This window comes from uncultured Draconibacterium sp., assembly GCF_913063105.1.
Classification (GTDB): domain Bacteria; phylum Bacteroidota; class Bacteroidia; order Bacteroidales; family Prolixibacteraceae; genus Draconibacterium.
In genome coordinates this window covers 79,216-98,433 of sequence record NZ_CAJXYQ010000011.1, presented here as the reverse complement: position 1 = coordinate 98,433, position 19,218 = coordinate 79,216, and the positions used below count along the sequence as shown (strand labels likewise).

15 protein-coding genes are annotated in these 19,218 nt (G+C 42.8%); all 15 read left to right on the top strand.

Going from position 1 to position 19,218, the window contains the following annotated elements; genetic code table 11:
- The first annotated feature begins 45 nt into the window (after positions 1-45).
- The 15 genes from QZ574_RS12170 to QZ574_RS12100 all read left to right on the top strand — a co-directional run bounded on the left by QZ574_RS12170 (position 46) and on the right by QZ574_RS12100 (position 19,206).
- Positions 46-1,587 (top strand): aldehyde dehydrogenase family protein, encoded by a 1,542-nt coding sequence (locus QZ574_RS12170; protein WP_297089824.1) that lies wholly within the window; start codon positions 46-48, stop codon positions 1,585-1,587.
- Positions 1,588-1,796: 209 nt separating this feature from the next.
- Positions 1,797-3,146 (top strand): saccharopine dehydrogenase C-terminal domain-containing protein, encoded by a 1,350-nt coding sequence (locus QZ574_RS12165; RefSeq protein ID WP_297089822.1) that lies wholly within the window; start codon positions 1,797-1,799, stop codon positions 3,144-3,146.
- Positions 3,147-3,304: 158 nt separating this feature from the next.
- Entirely contained in the window at positions 3,305-4,570 is a 1,266-nt protein-coding gene (locus tag QZ574_RS12160) for a PQQ-binding-like beta-propeller repeat protein (protein ID WP_297089820.1), read from the top strand.
- A 293-nt stretch (positions 4,571-4,863) separates the two neighbouring features.
- On the top strand, positions 4,864-6,675 hold the full coding sequence (gene typA, locus QZ574_RS12155; protein ID WP_297089818.1) for a translational GTPase TypA: 1,812 nt from the start codon (positions 4,864-4,866) through the stop codon (positions 6,673-6,675).
- A 261-nt stretch (positions 6,676-6,936) separates the two neighbouring features.
- Positions 6,937-8,148, top strand: coding sequence for a PQQ-binding-like beta-propeller repeat protein (locus QZ574_RS12150; RefSeq protein ID WP_297089816.1), 1,212 nt, complete (start codon positions 6,937-6,939; stop codon positions 8,146-8,148).
- A gap of 126 nt (positions 8,149-8,274) precedes the next feature.
- Entirely contained in the window at positions 8,275-9,330 is a 1,056-nt protein-coding gene (locus QZ574_RS12145) for a histidine kinase (protein ID WP_297089814.1), read from the top strand.
- Positions 9,323-10,048, top strand: a complete 726-nt coding sequence (locus tag QZ574_RS12140; RefSeq protein WP_297089812.1) for a LytTR family DNA-binding domain-containing protein — start codon at positions 9,323-9,325, stop codon at positions 10,046-10,048. The genes QZ574_RS12145 and QZ574_RS12140 overlap by 8 nt, the downstream gene beginning before the upstream one ends.
- Before the next feature lie 4 nt (positions 10,049-10,052).
- Positions 10,053-11,288: a PQQ-binding-like beta-propeller repeat protein gene (locus tag QZ574_RS12135; RefSeq protein WP_297089810.1), complete on the top strand. Its 1,236-nt coding sequence runs from the start codon at positions 10,053-10,055 to the stop codon at positions 11,286-11,288.
- Positions 11,289-11,453: 165 nt separating this feature from the next.
- Positions 11,454-12,695 (top strand): PQQ-binding-like beta-propeller repeat protein, encoded by a 1,242-nt coding sequence (locus QZ574_RS12130; protein WP_297089808.1) that lies wholly within the window; start codon positions 11,454-11,456, stop codon positions 12,693-12,695.
- Positions 12,696-12,728: 33 nt separating this feature from the next.
- A complete protein-coding gene (locus tag QZ574_RS12125) occupies positions 12,729-14,156 on the top strand; it encodes a PQQ-binding-like beta-propeller repeat protein (protein ID WP_297089806.1) in 1,428 nt (475 codons plus the stop codon).
- 23 nt (positions 14,157-14,179) lie between these two features.
- Positions 14,180-15,145: a hypothetical protein gene (locus QZ574_RS12120; RefSeq protein WP_297089804.1), complete on the top strand. Its 966-nt coding sequence runs from the start codon at positions 14,180-14,182 to the stop codon at positions 15,143-15,145.
- A 30-nt stretch (positions 15,146-15,175) separates the two neighbouring features.
- On the top strand, positions 15,176-15,367 hold the full coding sequence (locus tag QZ574_RS12115; RefSeq protein WP_297089802.1) for a hypothetical protein: 192 nt from the start codon (positions 15,176-15,178) through the stop codon (positions 15,365-15,367).
- Positions 15,357-15,935 carry a 4Fe-4S binding protein gene (locus QZ574_RS12110; protein ID WP_297089800.1) on the top strand — a complete coding sequence of 193 codons (579 nt, stop codon included), beginning with the start codon at positions 15,357-15,359 and terminating at the stop codon, positions 15,933-15,935. Before QZ574_RS12115 ends, QZ574_RS12110 begins: the two co-directional genes overlap by 11 nt.
- A gap of 12 nt (positions 15,936-15,947) precedes the next feature.
- Entirely contained in the window at positions 15,948-17,300 is a 1,353-nt protein-coding gene (locus QZ574_RS12105) for a 4Fe-4S binding protein (protein WP_297089798.1), read from the top strand.
- Positions 17,301-17,331: 31 nt separating this feature from the next.
- Entirely contained in the window at positions 17,332-19,206 is a 1,875-nt protein-coding gene (locus tag QZ574_RS12100; protein WP_297089795.1) for a PQQ-binding-like beta-propeller repeat protein, read from the top strand.
- Positions 19,207-19,218 lie beyond the last annotated feature (12 nt).

The window sequence follows — 19,218 nt, the reverse complement described above, 5'->3', positions numbered from 1 at the left end:
CCGCTTCTTAAGTAATAAAATGTAAATAAATTTAAATAGAAAATCATGAAAATTGACATTTCAAAAGAATTAAAAGTTTTAGGAATTAACGACTTAAACAATGGTGCATGCACCGGTACCGTTTGGAAGAAAACCACCGGAGCTGTCATCGAATCATATTCCTCATCGGATGGGGCATTAATTGCCAAAATAAACCAGGCAACGGCAGCCGACTATCGCGATGTGGTTGAAACTGCCCAAAAAGCTTTTAAAACCTGGCGTATGGTGCCCGCACCTAAACGTGGCGAAATTGTGCGACAAATTGGTTTGGAGCTGCGAAAATACAAAGAACCACTAGCCAAACTGGTATCCTACGAAATGGGTAAAATTTATCAGGAAGGTTTAGGAGAAGTACAGGAAATGATTGATATCTGCGATTTTGCCGTGGGGCAGTCGCGGCAGCTTTACGGATTTACCATGCATTCAGAGCGCGAAAAACACCGCATGTACGATCAGTATCATCCACTGGGAATTGTTGGCGTGGTTTCGGCATTTAACTTTCCGGTGGCAGTATGGGCCTGGAATGCTATGATTGCGATGGTTGCAGGCGATGTGGTAATTTGGAAACCATCTTCAAAAGTGTTGCTGTGTGCCATAGCTGTGCATAACATAGTTGCAAAGGTTTTAAAAGCCAATAACATTCCTGAAGGGGTGCTTAATCTGGTTGCCGCAGGTTCGCGCGAGTTGGGCGACGAGTTCTTCAGCGACAAAAATATTCCGTTGGTATCGTTCACCGGATCAACAAAAATTGGTAAAAAAGTAGGCGCTTTAGTGGGCGAACGTTTAGGTAGAGCCATATTGGAACTTGGCGGTAATAACGCCATAATTGTTACCCCTGATGCCAACCTTGAAATGGCGCTGCGGGCCGTGGTTTTTGGCGCTGTAGGTACCTGCGGACAGCGTTGTACATCTACCCGCCGTATTATTGTGCACGATTCAGTTTACGAAGACTTTAAAAAACGATTGATTGCCGTTTACGACAAGCTGCCCATTGGTCATGCCCTGGATGAAAATACGCTGGTTGGCCCTTTGGTTGATAATTGGGCAGTTGATACTTACCTGTCAGCAGTTGAAAAAGTGAAAGCTGAAGGTGGTACTGTTTTAATTGGCGGCGAGAAACTTTCAGGAAAAGGTTACGAATCGGGATGTTACGTTACACCTTGTATTGCAGAAGTAGAAAATCATTACAAAATTGTTCAGGACGAAACTTTTGCTCCACTATTGTACATGATTCGTTATACCGATTTGGATGAAGCCATTCGTTTGCATAACGATGTGCCGCAGGGCCTTTCGTCGGCCATCTTTTCTACCCACATGCTTGAAACCGAAAAATTTCTGTCGCACGAAGGTTCTGATTGTGGCATAGCCAATGTAAATATCGGAACATCGGGTGCTGAAATTGGTGGTGCATTTGGTGGCGAAAAAGAAACTGGCGGTGGCCGCGAATCGGGCTCTGATGCCTGGAAAGCCTACATGCGTCGCCAAACAAATACAATAAATTACAGTACAGAACTTCCGTTGGCTCAGGGAATTGAGTTTAATGTTTAAGAGAAGTAGGCAATAGGCAATCTTCAGTATGCAAATTTACTTTAACAGGTGAACCTCATGCTGTCTGTCAGCTGGCGGATTCAGCATCTGTTAAAAAATTCCAGATCCGTCAGCTGACGGGCGGAATGACGGATTACCAAATGTTTAATAAGAACTGTTGATTGAAAAAGCTTCTATACTCAAATCTAAATATCTCATAGTATAAAAATATGAAGAACATATTAATATTTGGAGCCGGAAGATCGAGTGTATTTTTGCTCGCTTACCTGGCCGAACACGCAATAAAATACCACTGGAATATTAAAGTGGTTGATGCAGCCGAGAGTGAACTGGTAAAATCTTTTCATCTGCCTTTCTCCATTTTGAATGTAAAAGATGAATTTGCCCGCGACCAGGAGGTTCGGGCGGCCGATCTGGTTATTTCAATGCTTCCGGCACGTTTTCATAAACTGGTGGTTCAGTCGTGTCTTAAATTTTCAAAAAGTTTACTCACCGCTTCCTACGAAAGTAAGGAAATGAAACTGGCAGAGGAGGAAGTGAAAAGTAAAGGTCTGTTTTTTTTGAACGAGTGTGGGCTGGATCCCGGGTTAGACCATATGTCGGCTATGCGCATGATTAACCAGATTAAAGCTGATGGCCACCAGCTGGAAGCATTCGAGTCGTTTACAGGCGGGCTTGTTGCCCCCGAATCGGATGATAACCCGTGGCACTATAAGTTTAGCTGGAATCCGCGAAACGTGGTATTGGCCGGGCAGGGTGGTCCCGCTAAATTTATCCAGAACGGAAAAGTAAAGTATATCCCTTACAACCGGCTTTTTAGAAGGACAGAGTTAATAAAGATCGACAAATTTGGTTGGTTTGAAGGGTATGCTAACCGCGACTCGATGAGTTATATTGAAAAGTACGGATTGGAAGGTGTGCCAACTGTTTACAGGGGTACCTTGCGTCGACCGGGATTTTGTAAAGCATGGAACATATTTGTACAGTTGGGGGCTACCAGCGACGATTATTTTATCGACAATGTTGAAGACATGACCTATCGCGAGTTTATTAACTCATTTTTATATTATCATGCTGCTGATACCATCGATTTGAAGCTGTATCACTCGTTGCAAATTCCAATGGATTCAGAGATTATCCCGAAACTGGAATGGCTGGGTATTTTTGAAAAACGAAAAATAGGGCTGAAAAAGGCAACTCCCGCGCAAGTGATGGAAAAATTACTGACCGAGAAATGGCAATTAATGCCACACGACAAGGATATGATTGTAATGTGGCACAAGTTTGAATATCTTGATAAAGAAAATCAAAAAAAGCGTGAGAAGAACAGTTCGCTGGTGGTAACTGGCGAATCGGGAGAAAAAACCGCCATGGCAAAAACAGTAGGATTACCGCTGGCTGTTGCTGCAAAACTTTATTTAACCGGACAATTACCCCTGGTGGGTATGTATATTCCAACCAATAAAGAAATTTATGAGCCAATTTTGGATGAGTTGGAGCAATATGGAATTAAATTTTCGGAAACAGAAAAAGAAAGCGGCGTAGAAATACAAAACTAAACTATTCAATATATGGCTTGTGCACTGAGGTGCACAAGGCTGTTTTCTCTTAATTTATCGGATGACTTCATGTTTCGGCAGGGTCATCCGATTACTGTTTCAAAGGATATTAGAATTGTATTTTATGTTACCTTTGAAATTCACAAAATACGATCAACATGAAAACCGCATTGCCTTTGGCTTTTATTTTGTTTCTGTTTTTTATTTCCTGTAAAAACGAATCAGGCAACTGGACCCATTTTCGTGGCACTAACATGAATGGCCATGCCAGTGTGGAAACAGCTCCTTTAGAATGGAGCAATACTGAAAATATTGTTTGGAAGGTTCCGGTAAAAGGGCATGGATGGTCGTCACCGGTGGTGTATGGCAAACAGGTATGGCTCACTTCAGCCGATAAAGAAGGTCATGAATTTTATGTCGTCTGTTTTGACCTGGAAACCGGCAAATTACTGAATGAACAGGCAATATTTACAGCAGACGATCCACAGCGTATTCATGGAACCAACTCGTATGCAACGCCAACACCTTGCATCGAAAGTGGGCGGGTTTATGTGCATTACGGAAGTTTCGGAACGGCTTGTATTGATACAAAAACTTTCGAAGTGATTTGGAAACGCGAAGACATGCCGTGCCAGCATATGCAGGGGCCTGCTTCTTCGTTAATTCTTTATAACAACAAACTGATTGTTCACCTGGAGGGAACAGAAGATCCTTATGTGGCGGCCCTTGATAAAAACACCGGCGAAACGATTTGGAAAAGTGTTCGGCCAAAGGAAATTTACGACCTGTTAGAGCCGGTTTACCGGAAGTCGTACCAAACACCAATTGTAATAAATGTAAATGGTAATGAATTGCTAATAAGTAACGCTGCCAATCAGTGTTATGCCCACGATGTAAATACAGGCGAGGTAGTTTGGACCATTACCTATGGCGATGATTCAACCGTAAGCCAACCACTTTATTACAACGGATTGGTGTATGTAAATTCAGGTTGGTTGTTCGAAGACGGCAAACCATTTTGGACACGCCAGTATGCCGTTAACCCAACCGGCAAGGGCGATGTAACACAAACACATGTAAAGTGGACTTACGAAGATGAAGTTCCGCAAATTCCAACACCGGTAATTGTTGATGGGCTGATGTATATGGTTCACGATCGCGGAATGGTAACTTGCCTTGATGCTATGACCGGTGAAGTAATCTGGAAGGAAAAATTAAGAGGTAATTTTAATGCTTCGCCCATTTATGCCGGTGGAAATATCTATTTTATTAACGTAAAAGGATTTTGTACGATCATTAAACCGGGCGACTCATTTCAGAAAGTGGCAGAAAACGATATCAGCGAGACGGTAAAAGCTGTTCCTGCTTTTGTGGGTGATAAAATGCTGCTGCGAACAGATAAATTTTTGTATGCGATAAAATAAGAATCAACGGCTTCTTAGGCAATCTACCCCTCGTTTATAACGAGGGGTGTTGGGAATTACCTCTAAACATTTCGTTTTATTCCTTGGCAATCAACACATTTTATGTTCTTAATGTGCTGTTCACGTTTTCAACATTAAATTTAAATGCATTTCACGCGTGCTTTACTTCGGGTAGTTAAAACTTTCGTACATTTGCGCGCCGATTTCGGGGAATGGATTGTTTCTGTAAAATGTTGATGCAGAAAACAATTCGTGAATTCCGATGTTAGCTAAATGGATTAGAAAATAGTAAAATGGCAGAAATCAGAAACATTGCAATTATTGCACACGTCGACCACGGCAAAACTACCTTGGTTGATCGTATACTTCACCAGGTAAAACTGTTCCGCGATAACCAGGAAGTGAAGGAGTTATTACTCGATAATAACGACCTGGAACGCGAACGTGGAATCACCATTCTATCGAAAAACGTTTCGGTTAGATATAAAGACACCAAAATTAACATTATTGATACACCGGGGCACAGCGACTTTGGTGGCGAGGTAGAGCGTGTTTTAAATATGGCCGATGGCGTTTTGCTTATTGTTGATGCCTTTGAAGGCCCTATGCCACAAACCCGGTTTGTGCTGCAAAAAGCGATTGAACTGGGATTGAAACCAATGGTGGTGGTGAATAAAGTAGACAAAGAAAACTGTACACCCGATATTGCCCAGGAAAAAGTTTTTGATTTAATGTTTAGCCTTGATGCTACCGAAGAGCAGTTGGATTTTCCAACCGTTTACGGATCGGCAAAGGCCGGATGGATGGGCCCCGACTGGCAAACACCAACCGAAGATGTGGTTTATCTGCTCGATCAGATTTTGGAACACATTCCGCCGGCAACACACAAAGAAGGAACCTTGCAAATGCGTATTACCTCGCTGGATTACTCATCGTATACCGGGCGAATTGCTGTAGGAAAAGTTTCGCGGGGCGAGTTAATTCCCGGATCGCCGGTAACGCTCGTAAAACGCGATGGAAGAAAAATAAAAGCTGTAGCCAAAGAGTGCTATTTGTTTGAAGGATTGGGAAAAGAAAAAACAAAAGACCCTGTGCCGTCGGGCGAAATTTGTGCCGTACTGGGGCTGGAAGGTTTTGATATTGGCGATACCATTGCCGACGCTGAAGAACCGGAAGGATTAACACCAATTCAGGTTGACGAGCCTACCATGAGCATGTTGTTTGTGGCTAATAACTCGCCATTTTTTGGAAGAGACGGTAAATTTGTAACCTCGCGACAGGTACGCGACAGGCTGTTTAAAGAAACGGAAAAAAACCTGGCACTTCGGGTGGAAGAAACCAATTCAGCCGACTCGTTTTTGGTGTACGGCCGCGGAATTCTTCACTTGTCAATTTTGGTAGAAACCATGCGCCGCGAAGGTTACGAAATTCAGCTGGGACAACCACAGGTAATTATAAAAGAAATTGACGGCAAGAAATGCGAACCCATTGAGGCACTTACCGTTCAGGTGCCCGACGAATTCTCGGGTAAAGTAATTGAACTGGTTACCGCTCGAAAAGGTGAAATTGCCAATATTGAGGTGAAAGACGAGCGTGCTCACCTGGAATTTTTTGTTCCGGCACGTGGTTTAATTGGTTTGCGTAACCAAATGCTTACTGCCACCGAGGGCGAAGCCATTATGGCTCACCGCTTAAAAGGTTACGAACCCTGGAAAGGAGAGCTTGGTGTAAAACGTAACGGTGCATTAATTTCGCTCGAAACCGGAACAGCCATTACCTATTCGCTGGATAAAATGCAGGACCGCGGAAAATTCTTTGTTGATCCCGGAGAAGAAGTGTACGCCGGTCAGGTTATCGGAGAATATACACGCCAGGACGATTTAACCATTAATATTATCCGTACCAAGAAACTTACAAATATGCGCGCATCTGGTTCGGATGATAAGGCAGGAATTGCACCGGCCATAAAATTTTCACTGGAAGAGGCCATGGAGTATATCCGCAACGATGAATACATTGAAATAACGCCTAACCATATGCGTATTCGTAAAATCTATTTGGATGAACACGAACGTAAACGCCAGGCAAAAGCTATTACAGAATAAAAGTTTAATACATAGAACATAATAGAAAAAAAGAGGATGTTAAAAGATCCTCTTTTTTTGTTGCCTACCTTTTTTAACCTGTTTTTATTAAATAAAACAATCATATGTTTTAAATCTTTTTGTGCCCCCATGTAGTTGTTAATGAGATGTAAACAACTTGTAAATATTCTTTACTATTTAGATAGTTAATAAATTGAATGTGGGCTTTGCTAATATGGTGTTTTGGTTCTATTTTTAGAATCAAAACTAAACTTTAAAGTCATGATTAAGAAATGTTTACTTGTAGCTTTTACACTGTTGTTTACTACAACAATTCTGTTTGCCCAAAAGCCAACGGTTTGGCGGGGCGAAAATAATGGTATTTATCCCGATACCGGCTTATTAAAAGAATGGCCGGCCAATGGCCCCGAAATACTTTGGACTTTTGAAGGACTTGGAGAAGGGCATTCCTCGCCGGTTTTTGCCAACAACCAAATATATCTTTCCACTTTGCAGGGAGAGGATGGATTTATAGTTGTTTTTAACCAGGATGGAACGGTGGCCTGGAAAGTAAATTATGGCAAAGATTTTAAAGACAGCTATCCGGGTTCGCGTTCATCGGTGGTTGTTGCCGGCGATTTAATGTATATGTACACCGGCTACGGCGAACTAATATGCATGGATGCCAAAAATGGCGATAAAAAATGGACCAAAAATGCCTTTGAAGATTTCGATGGTGAAAATATCCGCTGGGGAGTTACCGAAACCGTGGTAGTGGATGGCGATGTGGTTTATGTAACACCGGGAGGAGCAAAAAATAATGTGGTTGCACTCAATAGGTTTACCGGCGAATTAATCTGGAGCTCGCCAGGTAAAGGCGAAACTTCAGCTTATTGCACTCCCTTACTGCTCGAATTACCTGCACGAAAATTACTGGTAACACACACTGCCGACCACATAATTGCACTTGATGCCAAAACCGGAGAAATGTTGTGGGATTTTCCGCATACCAACCGCTGGAAAGTGCATCCGAACACTCCGCTATTTTACAATGGCGACTTGTTTTGTTTTAGTGGCTACGGCAAAGGTGGAGTAAAACTCGACCTTAGCGACGATGGAAGCAGTGTTAGCAAACAGTGGGAAAAAGTGGAACTCGATAGCCGTATGGGCGGAATGGTAGTGCTGGATGGCTATATGTATGGCTCGGGCGATAAAGCACGCGAGTGGCGTTGCGTAAACTGGGAAACCGGTGAGGAGGCATACGTGTCGGATGCCATTGGGAAAGGGGTAACTATTTTTGCCGATGGTATGTTGTATTGCTACAGCGACCGAGGAGAACTGGCATTGGTGGAAGCAACTCCCGAGGCTTTTAAGGTAGTAAGCCAAACCAAGGTTGAACTCGGAACAGCGCAACACTGGGCACATCCGGTCATTAATAAGGGGCGTCTTTTTGTGCGCCATGGCGATGTTTTAATAGCCTATAAAATTCAGTAGTATTTTTCTACAAGATATTGAAAAGAGGTGTTTAAATGCTTAAACATCTCTTTTTGCGTTCTGTTTATCTCAGGCATTTAGCTATGTATAAATTCATGTGTAGATTTAAAGCAGAAATGGAAGCAAATGGCAGCAAACAAAAAACCTATATTTTTTAAGTATCGTTTTGGGTGGCATGTGCTTTTTTGGCTGGTGGTTTTTATGGGGTATTGGCTCACATATGGTGGATACCTCGAGCATTATTACGAAGAATTTGTTATTGGACTTACCTTGTTGCCGGCAAGAATTATTGGTACCTACACCCTGGTATACTGGATTTTGCCTTTCGCAATCGAGAAAAAAAAGTTCGTAACCTTTGGCATACTTACTCTTATTCACGCGCCGCTTTTCGGGTTTCTAATCTATATCTCCTATTACTTCCCAAATTTATTTCCTGAATTTTTTGATTATTCCGATCTGCCACTTTTTTATGTTCCCAAAATATTAAGCAAAATCATCTCAAACTACGGTATTCCGGTGTTGGCAACCACTATAATTGTTTTTAAAAAGTGGTACACTGACGAACAAAAAAATAAGAAGTTAGCCGAAGAAAAACTGGAAGCCGAACTTAACTTTTTAAAGTCGCAGGTACATCCGCATTTTCTTTTTAATACCTTAAATAACCTGTACGCTTTAACGCTTATTAAGTCGGAAAAAACACCCGATATTGTTTTAAAATTATCAGGTCTGCTTGATTATATGATTTACAAAAGCAACGACGATTTTGTGCCTCTAATAAAGGAGATAGAGGTTATTGAAAGTTATGTTGAACTGGAAAGTATGCGTTACAATAATCGGCTCGACCTGGCATTTAATATCGATGGAGACCTTAATCGCAACCGCATTGCACCACTGATATTATTGCCGTTTATTGAAAATGCCTTTAAACATGGTGCCAGCAAAGATCGTACGAATCCGAAGGTGGATATTAGTATTAAAATTGATGAAAAATGCATGAAACTTAGGGTGCTGAATTCGGTGCATGCTATTGCTGAAAAGGAAGAAAAGGAGAGCGAAGGAATTGGCTTAAAAAATGTAAAACGCAGACTGGATTTGATTTATCCGAATACGTATAATCTTGAAATTGAAGAGCGCAGCGATGAATACGAAGTTAATCTTTTAATATGCGGAATAAATGAATAAAATAAAATGCATTATTGTTGATGATGAACCTTTGGCCATTGAGGTGTTGAAGTCGCACATCAGTAAGGTCGATTCACTGGAGCTGGTTGGTAGTTGTGCGGATGCCATTGAAGCTTTTGATTTTTTAACTAAGAACGAAGTTGACCTGATGTTTTTAGACATTCATATGCCCGAAATGAAAGGTACGGATTTGGTAAAAACACTGCAAAAACCACCGGCCGTTGTGTTTACCACTGCGCACCGCGAATATGCCATTGAGAGTTACGATTTAAATGTGCTCGATTACCTGCTAAAACCCATATCGTTTGAGCGTTTTTTGCAGTCTGTTGAAAAATATAAAAGCCAGAATTTAGTAAGCAACGAAGTTCGTGTTATACAAAATACAGGTAGTGGAACAACCATTTATTTGCGCGAAAAAAATGTAATTCATAAAATTCCTGTTTCAGAAATTGAGTATGTCGAGAGTTTTGGCGACTACCTGAAAGTACACACCCCCGAGCGCGAAATAAACAGCAGGTACACCATGGCAGCCATCGAAAAGGCCTTGCCCGAAAAAAGTTTTATCAGAATTCATCGTTCATTTCTGGTAGCCATTAACCGGATTACAAGTTTTAGTCCGGTAATGGTTGTTGTTGGCACAAAACAATTTCCCATAGGAGTAAGCTATCGCGAAAAAACATTACAAAGCCTGGATTACAATTCATTTTTAAATAAATAAAACCATGCGAAAAATTAAACTAATTTTTTTATTACTGGCCATAAGTTTCTCGCTTACCGCACAGGTTACTCAGTGGCGCGGCCCCAATCGGGATGGCCATTTCACCGATTCCACACTGTTGAAAGAATGGCCACAGGATGGCCCTGCCTTGTTGCTTGAAGTTGAGGGAATTGGGAAAGGGTATTCTTCAGCCATTGCAGATGGAGAGATGATTTACACTACTGGAATGATTGACACGCTCGATTATCTGACAGCCATTAATCCGGATGGATCGTTTAAGTACCAGGTGGCTTATGGACGTTCCTGGAGCAAGTCGTTCCCGGATACGCGCAGTACACCTGTTATTGAAAACGACAGAATATACGTGCAAAGCGGAATGGGAACCGTAAGCTGTATTGATAAAGAATCGGGCGAAAAAATATGGGTCGTAAATGTGGATCAGGATTTTGAATCGGAATACCACATTTGGGGCAATTCAGAAACTCCCCTGGTAGTAGACGACCTGGTAATTGCCTCGCCGGGAGGTAAAAAGGCCAGTGTTGTTGCACTGAATAAAATGACTGGTGAAACCGTGTGGCAGGTAAAACCTTTTGAGGGGACACGCGGCTACGCATCGGCCTGTGTTTACCATTGGAACCAACATCGTTTTATTTTGGCAACTATTGGAACGCACCTGCTGGCCTTACAACCCGAATCCGGAGAACTGTTATGGACCTACCGGTGGCACGACCCCGAAAAATGGCCACAACCCGGACTAATCTGGACCAATACGCCAACCTTTAAGGATAATCGTATTTTTCTGTCGATGGGGTACGATTACCCTGCTGTAATGCTGGAAATGGATTCGTTGGCGACTAGCGTTACGGAAGTGTTTCGCGACCAGACTTTTGATAATCACCACCATGGAGTAATTTTGCACGACGGTTTTTTGTACGGTTCAAACTGGCAAAACAATAAAAAAGGGAAATGGCTGTGTATGAACTGGAAATCGGGCGAAATAATGTATGTGGAAGCATGGGACACCAAAGGCTCGATGGTGATGGCCGATGGTTTGCTGTATTGTTACAACGAACGCGGAAGTGTGGGGCTGGTAAAACCCGATCCCGATGGTTTTGAACCGATAAGCGAATTTAAAATCACAAAAGGCGCAGGGCCGCATTGGGCACATCCGTTTATTGGCGAACATAAATTGCTGATTCGACATGGCGATGCCCTGATGGTATACAATATTGCGGAATAGTGGCAATGCTTACTACGGGTATTTAAAAAGGCTCTAATTAAGCACGATAGGGGTGTTAATGCATTGTTAACACCCGGTATTCTTGTAAAAAAAGGTTATTTTTAAGCCTTTGCGTCTTGACAAAAATGAAATTGTAAAGTACCAAAAATTGTAACAAAAAGTCGGATGAAGCCAACCTTAACCTTAATAGCAATTTTCGTTGCATTTAATCTGTGTGCACAAGATTTAATTGAGTTTCGCGGAATCGGGCGTTCAGGGCATTACCCTGAAACAAGTTTGCTCAAACAATGGCCCGAAAACGGCCCCGAATTATTGCTGAAAATTGAAGGAGTAGGTAAGGGCTATTCAACCCCCATTGTGGTAAACCAAACAATTTATGTTACCGGCATAAAAACCGATACCACCGACATGTTGTCGGCCTTCAGTTTAAAGGGAGAGTTATTGTGGGATACTCCCTATGGTCGTTCGTGGACCCGTTCGTACACCGACAGCCGAAGTACACCAACCTATTCCGATGGAAAACTCTACGTGTCAAGCGGAACAGGACAGTTAAGTTGCATTGATGCGCAAACCGGAAAACTCATCTGGAAAGTTGATGCGGTTGAAAAATATGGTGGAGAGATTCACCGGCATGGCGATGCCGAAGCCCCGCTTGTTGTGCACAATATGGTGGCTTATATGGTAGGTGGTGAAAAAAATACCATGGTTGCCTTTAATAAAAACAACGGAGAAGAAATATGGCAGAGCAAAAGCCTGGGGGGCGCAAAATCCTACGCTTCACCCTCGCTAATTCAGCATAATAACCGGCCAATAATTCTGGCCCAAACCACCGATAATTTAATTGGAATTGATGCCAAAAATGGCACAACACTCTGGAACTATAATCTTATTCAATATCACACTAGCCGTCAGGGAGTTGGAGGTAATACCAATCCGCCTTTGTATCACAACGGCGAAATATTTGTAACCAGCGGATACGATCATCCGGGCCTCATGTTCTCTCTTTCGGAAGATGGAAACACTATTCGTTTAAAGTGGCAGAATGATACCCTTGATAATCATCATGGTGGTGTTGTTTTGCTAAACGGAAATATTTATGGAGCCAACTGGCAACACAACTCGCGCGGCAAATGGGTGAGCCTGAACTGGGAGACTGGAAAAGTTAACTGGGAGAGCGAATATGAGAACAAAGGATCTATTATTACTGCAGATAATATGTTGTACCTGTACGAAGAAAAAAGAGGTAACGTTGCCCTGGTTGAACCATCAACCGAAGAATTAAAAATAAAAGGAAGTTTTGTAATCAACGATGGAGCCGGACCGCACTGGGCTCATCCGGCCATTTACGATGGGAAACTTTTTATCCGTCACGGCGATGTGCTTTTAATATACAATATCAGGGAGTAATCATTTTTTTACTTACTATTTTTATATGATTTAATGACAAAAAGAACCATAAATATCATACTTATTTTAACCGGAACTATTGGTTTTGTTACGGTTTTTTGGTGGCTTAACGCCGATCCAACAAAAGATTTTATTGTAAACCTTGAAGGAGCCGATAACCGTGGCGAGGGCAATGCCTTTGTGCAGGAAGTTGCTATTGGTGAACATTTTGAGTCCTTTTCAGAAGACTTTACTCCGTTAACAGAAACCTGGACCAATTTCAGGGGAGCCGATTTCGATAATATTTCAAAATCGCCTGTAAAACTGGTGGATGGCTTTGGCATCGAAGGCCCCGATATTAAATGGTCGATGGAACTGGGCGAAGGACACTCGGGAGCGGCAATCTGGAAAGGCCTGGCTTACATTCTTGATTACGATGAAGAGGAACGTGCTGATTTTTTGCGCTGCATTTCTTTAACCGATGGTACAGAACTTTGGAAACGCGGTTACGATGTAGCCATAAAACGCAATCACGGAATGTCGAGAACAATACCGGCAGTAACCGAAGATTACATTGTTACCATTGGCCCCAAATGCCATGTTATGTGTCTCGACCGGGAAACCGGAGAAATGCGATGGGGGCTCGATGTGGTGAAAGAATATCAGAATGAAATACCCTTTTGGTACACCGGCCAGTGTCCGTTAATCGACAATGGTGTGGCAATAATTGCAACAGGAGGTAGCAAAATGATGGTGGCTGTTGACTGCGAAACCGGTGAAAAACTTTGGGAGACTCCAAATCCTAAGGGATGGAAAATGTCGCATTCGTCGGTTATGCCTTTTACCTTTGGCGGAAGAAAAATGTATGTGTACAGCCCGGTTGGAGGCATGCTGGCAGTAGCTGCCGACGGACCTGATGCCGGCCAGATTTTATGGGAAACATCAGCATGGAATCACTCGGTGGTAGCACCCTCGCCGGTGTGTTTGCCCGATGGTAAGATTTTTATGACCGCCGGTTATGGTGCCGGAAGCATGCTGCTTCAGCTTAGCGAAAATAATGGAGCATTTACCATTGAAACTCTTGATGAATACGCGCCAAAGGATGGATTGGCCTGCGAACAGCAAACCCCGGTTTTGTGGAACGACCATTTGTTTGGTATTATGCCAAAAGACGGTGGAGCCAACCGTAACCAGCTGGTATGCGTGCATCCAAATAATCCCAAAGAGATAGTATGGTCAAGCGGAAAGGAAAGCCGTTTTGGTTTGGGACCTTACTTTATTGCCGATAATAAAATGTTTATTCTGAGCGACGATGGAACTTTAACAATTGCCAGACCAAGCGTGGAGAAATATATCCAATTGGAGCAGGTGAAAATTATAGAAAATGGCCACGATGCCTGGGCACCATTTGCTCTGGCCGATGGTTATTTGTTGTTGCGCGACTCGAAAACAATGGTTTGTATTGATTTGAATGTAAAATAGTATTCAGCAAAAAAAAAACAGGTGTGAAAAACAAAGGAATCGTATTTTTTCTGATTGTGTTGGCAGTGGTAATTGTTGCCGTTATGGTTGGCGACTGGTATTCAAAACGACCCGATAACATGGAAGCCAATAAGTTTGAATACAGCCTTGAGCAGTTCCGGAATGTACCAGAAGAGCTTATTCATTATAAAGAAACACGCAACTTTAAACTAGGGTTTGAAAATGCTAAAGCGCTTGAAATTGCCAATAACAAAATTTATGCGATTGGCGATCAGGAGCTGAAAATTATAGATTTTAAAGGAACCTTGCTAACCGAGGTTGGTTTTTTAGACGAACCGCACGGATTGGATGCGGCAGGCGATAGTATTTATATTGTTTTTGAGCGCTTTGTCTGGATACTTGATGGTGAAGGGAAAACCCTGCACGAATGGGAGCTCGATGGGGAGGATACCTATTTAACTTCTGTTGCCGTTTTTGGCGACGATATTATGGTTGCCGATGCCGGAAACCGACGCATCCTTCGGTTTAACCATCAGGGAGAATTGGTGAATTCTTTTGAGGGGAAAACCGATGACGACTTGGCCCATGGTTTTATCATTCCAAGCCCTTATTTTGATTTGGATATTAATGCTTATGGCGATTTATGGGTGGTGAATCCGGGTATGCACACCCTTGAAAATTATTCGCCTGAAGGGCGTTTGCGCGAGTATTGGAAAGCCTCGGGAAACCAAACCGAAAATTTTAGCGGCTGTTGTAATCCGGCACATTTTTGTTTTTTACCCGATGGTAGTTTTGTTACCAGCGAAAAAGGCCTGGTGCGTGTGAAAGTTTATAAGCCCTCCGGAGAATTTGCGGGGGTGGTAGCACCTCCTGCCAAATTCGATGAAAAAATTGAAGGACAGGCACCCGATGTGGCTGCCGATGAGGAAGGCCATATTTATGCCTTGGATTTTGATAGAAATGTCTTGCGTGTATTCGAAAAGAAGTAAGATAATTTTTCAGGTTTTTTTACCAGGAATATGAAAAGAAAAGACTTTATAAAAACAACAGGACGACTTTTATTGCTGGGCGGAATTACTGCCTCAGCAGGTTATTTATTGATGAATAAAAAAGTTTCGGCCACTTGTTCGGTTTCACCAGGGTGCGAGAATTGCGGGAAGTTTAAAAAATGCGAATTACCACAGGCAAAGGAGGTGAAAAATGGAAAATAAAAACAAGGCGCAAAGCCGCAGGAAATTTATTACAAACGGTGTACGGGCTTCTTTGCTTTTGTCTTTAGGGGCGCTTAGCGTTTCGGCCTTAAAAAAAGTAAGTGGCGAAGGTTACGTTTGGCAGATCGACCCCTTTAAGTGTACACAATGTGGGCGCTGTGCCACCGAGTGTGTGCTAAACCCATCTGCCGTAAAATGTATTCATGCTTTTGATCTTTGTGGTTATTGCGACCTGTGTGGCGGCTACCTGAAACCCGATGCCAATGCACAAAGTACAGCCGCCGAAAACCAGTTGTGTCCAACGGCTGCTATTGAGCGCAAATTTATTGAAGAGCCCTATTTTGAATACCATATTGATGAAGATTTGTGTATTGGCTGCGGAAAATGTGTGGCCGGATGTACCTCGTTTGGTAACGGCTCGATGCATTTACAGATTATGCACCACATTTGTGTAAATTGTAACGAATGCGCCATTGCCCGGGTATGCCCGTCGGATGCCATTAGCCGTGTTAAAGCCAGCGAAGCCTACAATGTTAAAGGCGATTTTACCAACCATTCTGAAGCCTGATTCTAAAAAAAAATGAAAGATCAACTTAACCAAAATAGTTACGAGCCACGAGCCAGGAGTCGCAAGCAAAGGAGAATCTACGGATTTAAGTTAAAACCAGTGATTTTTACTTTTGTCTTTATACTTTTCACTTTAGCCTTTAATCTTTTGTCTTTTAACTTGTCGGCCCAGCAGCAGCGTTTTCCAAAACCCGAATTTGAAACAGGATACGAGCAACCATCACCGCTTACGCCCGAGCCTCGGGCTTTGGCCATGGAATATTTTGATGTTTTGGTTTTGCTGTTGGTATTGGCAGCAGCCACGTATTTCGCTTTAAAAAGCCGCTCGCGGCAAGGCATTCTGTGGTTATCGGTATTTACACTGGTTTATTTTGGCTTTTACCGCAACGGCTGTATTTGCAGCATTGGTGCCATACAAAATGTTACCTTAACTTTTTTTGATTCGGGTTATGCCATTTCGTTAACTGCACTATTGTTTTTTATATTGCCATTGCTGTTTACCCTTTTTTTTGGAAGAACTTTTTGTGCCGGAGCTTGTCCTCTGGGAGCCATTCAGGATCTTGTAGTTATAAAACCCATAAGTTTGCCCAAATGGTTGAATAAAACGCTGGGCTTGATTCCCTACATTTATTTGGCGCTGGCCGTGCTTTTTGCAGCAACCGGAACCGATTTTATCATCTGCCGTTACGATCCTTTTGTGGGAATATTCCGTATGGATGCCAAATTTCATATGATAATTCTGGGCATCGCATTTTTATTAATGGGGATGTTTGTGGCGCGGCCTTATTGCCGTTTTCTGTGTCCATACGGGGTGTTGCTTAGCTGGATGTCACGCTTTTCAAAATGGCACCTAACCATTACTCCATCAAAATGTATTCAGTGCAAGCTGTGTACCCACTCGTGCCCCTTTGATGCAATCGACTTTCCAACCAACGAAAAAGAAGTGGTAAAATCCGGTTTAGGACCAAAACGTTTTATCACTTATGCTTTGGTAGTTCCTTTGTGGATAGCCCTGGGCGTATTTGTGGGGGCAAAATCACATACTTTTTTATCCAAAGCTAATCAGGATGTTTACCTGGCAGAATTGCTTATTTCGAAACCTGAATTAAAAAATGATCCGGATAACATTGATGTGCAAACCTTTCTGGCTGCAGGAAAATCAATGGAGCAGTTGGTGGCCGATGCAAATTTAATTCGTAAGAAGTTTTATACCGGAAGCATGATTGCCGGTGGTTTTCTTGGTTTGGTAATCGGAATGACTCTGCTAAATACAGTTGTTTTCCGCAAACGACAGGATTACGAACCGCACAAAGGAAATTGTTACAGCTGCGCCAGATGTGTTGATTATTGCCCGGTTGAAAAATAAAAAAGAAACGAAAAATCAGAAGAACGAAAATATGAGTAACCAGGATAAAATAAAACTTTCGCAGAATATAGCTTTAATAGCCGGAGTGTTTTGTACGGCTGTTGCCCTGTTGTTGTTGTTGAATTTTTGGCAGGTTTCAAAAACCGATCCCATTGAAAGCCAGGCGTTAGAAGCCTTGGTGCAACGCCTCAAGCAGGAACCCAACAACGAAGCATTAAAAGAAGAAATTCGGAACTTTGATTTGCTGGCGCGCAAAGCCTATTTCAACAGTCAGTGGCAGGTTAAAACCGGAGCCTGGATGTTACTTTTTGGGGCCGTGGTACTTGCATTTGCCTTAAGGGTTTATTATGCAGCAAAAAGTAAAATTGAGGAGCCAGAGAAAGTATTGGAAAACGAAATAGCCAGCCGTATATTGGCCCAAAAGGGAATAATTTGGGTAGGACTTATTGTTATGGTCCTGGCTCTTGCGGCTTCGTTTGCAACTGTTGATTATTTAGAATCGTATCCGAAAGTTGCAGAAACAGAGGTGGTGGAACCAACGCCCGAAGAAGAGACGGTAGAAGTTATTGAGGTAGCACCTGCCCAGCCAGAAGCTACACCAGAAGAAGTTGCTGAAGTGCTAAACGAAGAAAACGAAGAGCTCACGAAACCAGCACCTGAAAAGGAAACTGTTGTTGAAACTGCAGCACCTGAAGAACAACAAATTAAAGCGGAAGAAAAACCGAAGCCAAAACCCGTAGTTACGGGAGTAACTATTGCCGATTTGAAAAAGAATCATAACTCTTTTCGCGGGCCGTTCGCACAAGGGATAATTGCTCATAAAAACATCCCTACAGAATGGGACGGAGCTGCCGGAACAAATGTGTTGTGGAAAGTTGAAACACCAAAGCATGGATTTAACTCGCCAATAATTTGGGGCGATAAGCTGTTTGTTGCCGGGGCTGATAATGCTACACGAGAGGTGTATTGTTATAACCGTACCAATGGCCAATTGCTTTGGACAGGTATTGCAGATAATATTTCAGGGTCGCCTGCAACACCCCCACGAGTAACAGAAGACACAGGGCTTTCGGCTCCAACTTTAACCACCGATGGAAAAGCTGTTTTTGCCATTTTCGGAACCGGAGATGTAATTGCTTTTGATATGAACGGCAAACGCTTGTGGGCCAAAAATCTTGGCGTTCCCGATAATCACTACGGTCATTCATCATCATTACTAACCTGGAATGGAAAACTGTTTGTTCAATACGATACCAACAAAAGCGGAAAAGTGTTGGCGCTGAGTACCACCACCGGAGAAACAATTTGGGAAACAGCACGTGAAGCAAAAATATCGTGGGCTAGCCCTGTTTTGGCAGAAGTTGATGGAAAATACCAACTGTTATTAACTACCGATCCGATTGTTGGTGGATACGACACCGAAAGCGGAGAGGAACTGTGGACAGTTGAATGTATGATGGGCGAAGTTGGCCCCTCGGTGGGGTATGGCGATGGCATTGTTGTTGCAGCCAACGAGTACGCTAAAATGGTAGCTATTGATATCAGAACGCAGGAAGTTTTGTGGGAAGACGATATGTACCTGCCCGAGGCTGCCAGTCCCCTGGTTTATAATGGCCTGGTTTTTATTGCAACAAGTTATGGCGTTTTTGTGTGCTACGACCTGAAAACCGGAGATGAACTTTGGGAGCACGATTTTGGTTTGCCGGTGTATTCTTCGCCGGTGGTGGCCGAAGGAAATGTTTTTCTGATGGACAACGATGGTGTGATGCGGATTTATGAAGCTGCACGCGAGATGAAACTGCTCGGCGAAAACGAACTGGGAGAGCTATCGGGGCCAACACCGGCTTTTGCTGATGGCCGAATTTACATACGCGGCGAAAAACACTTGTTCGGCATCGGAAAGTAGTTTCAGAACTGT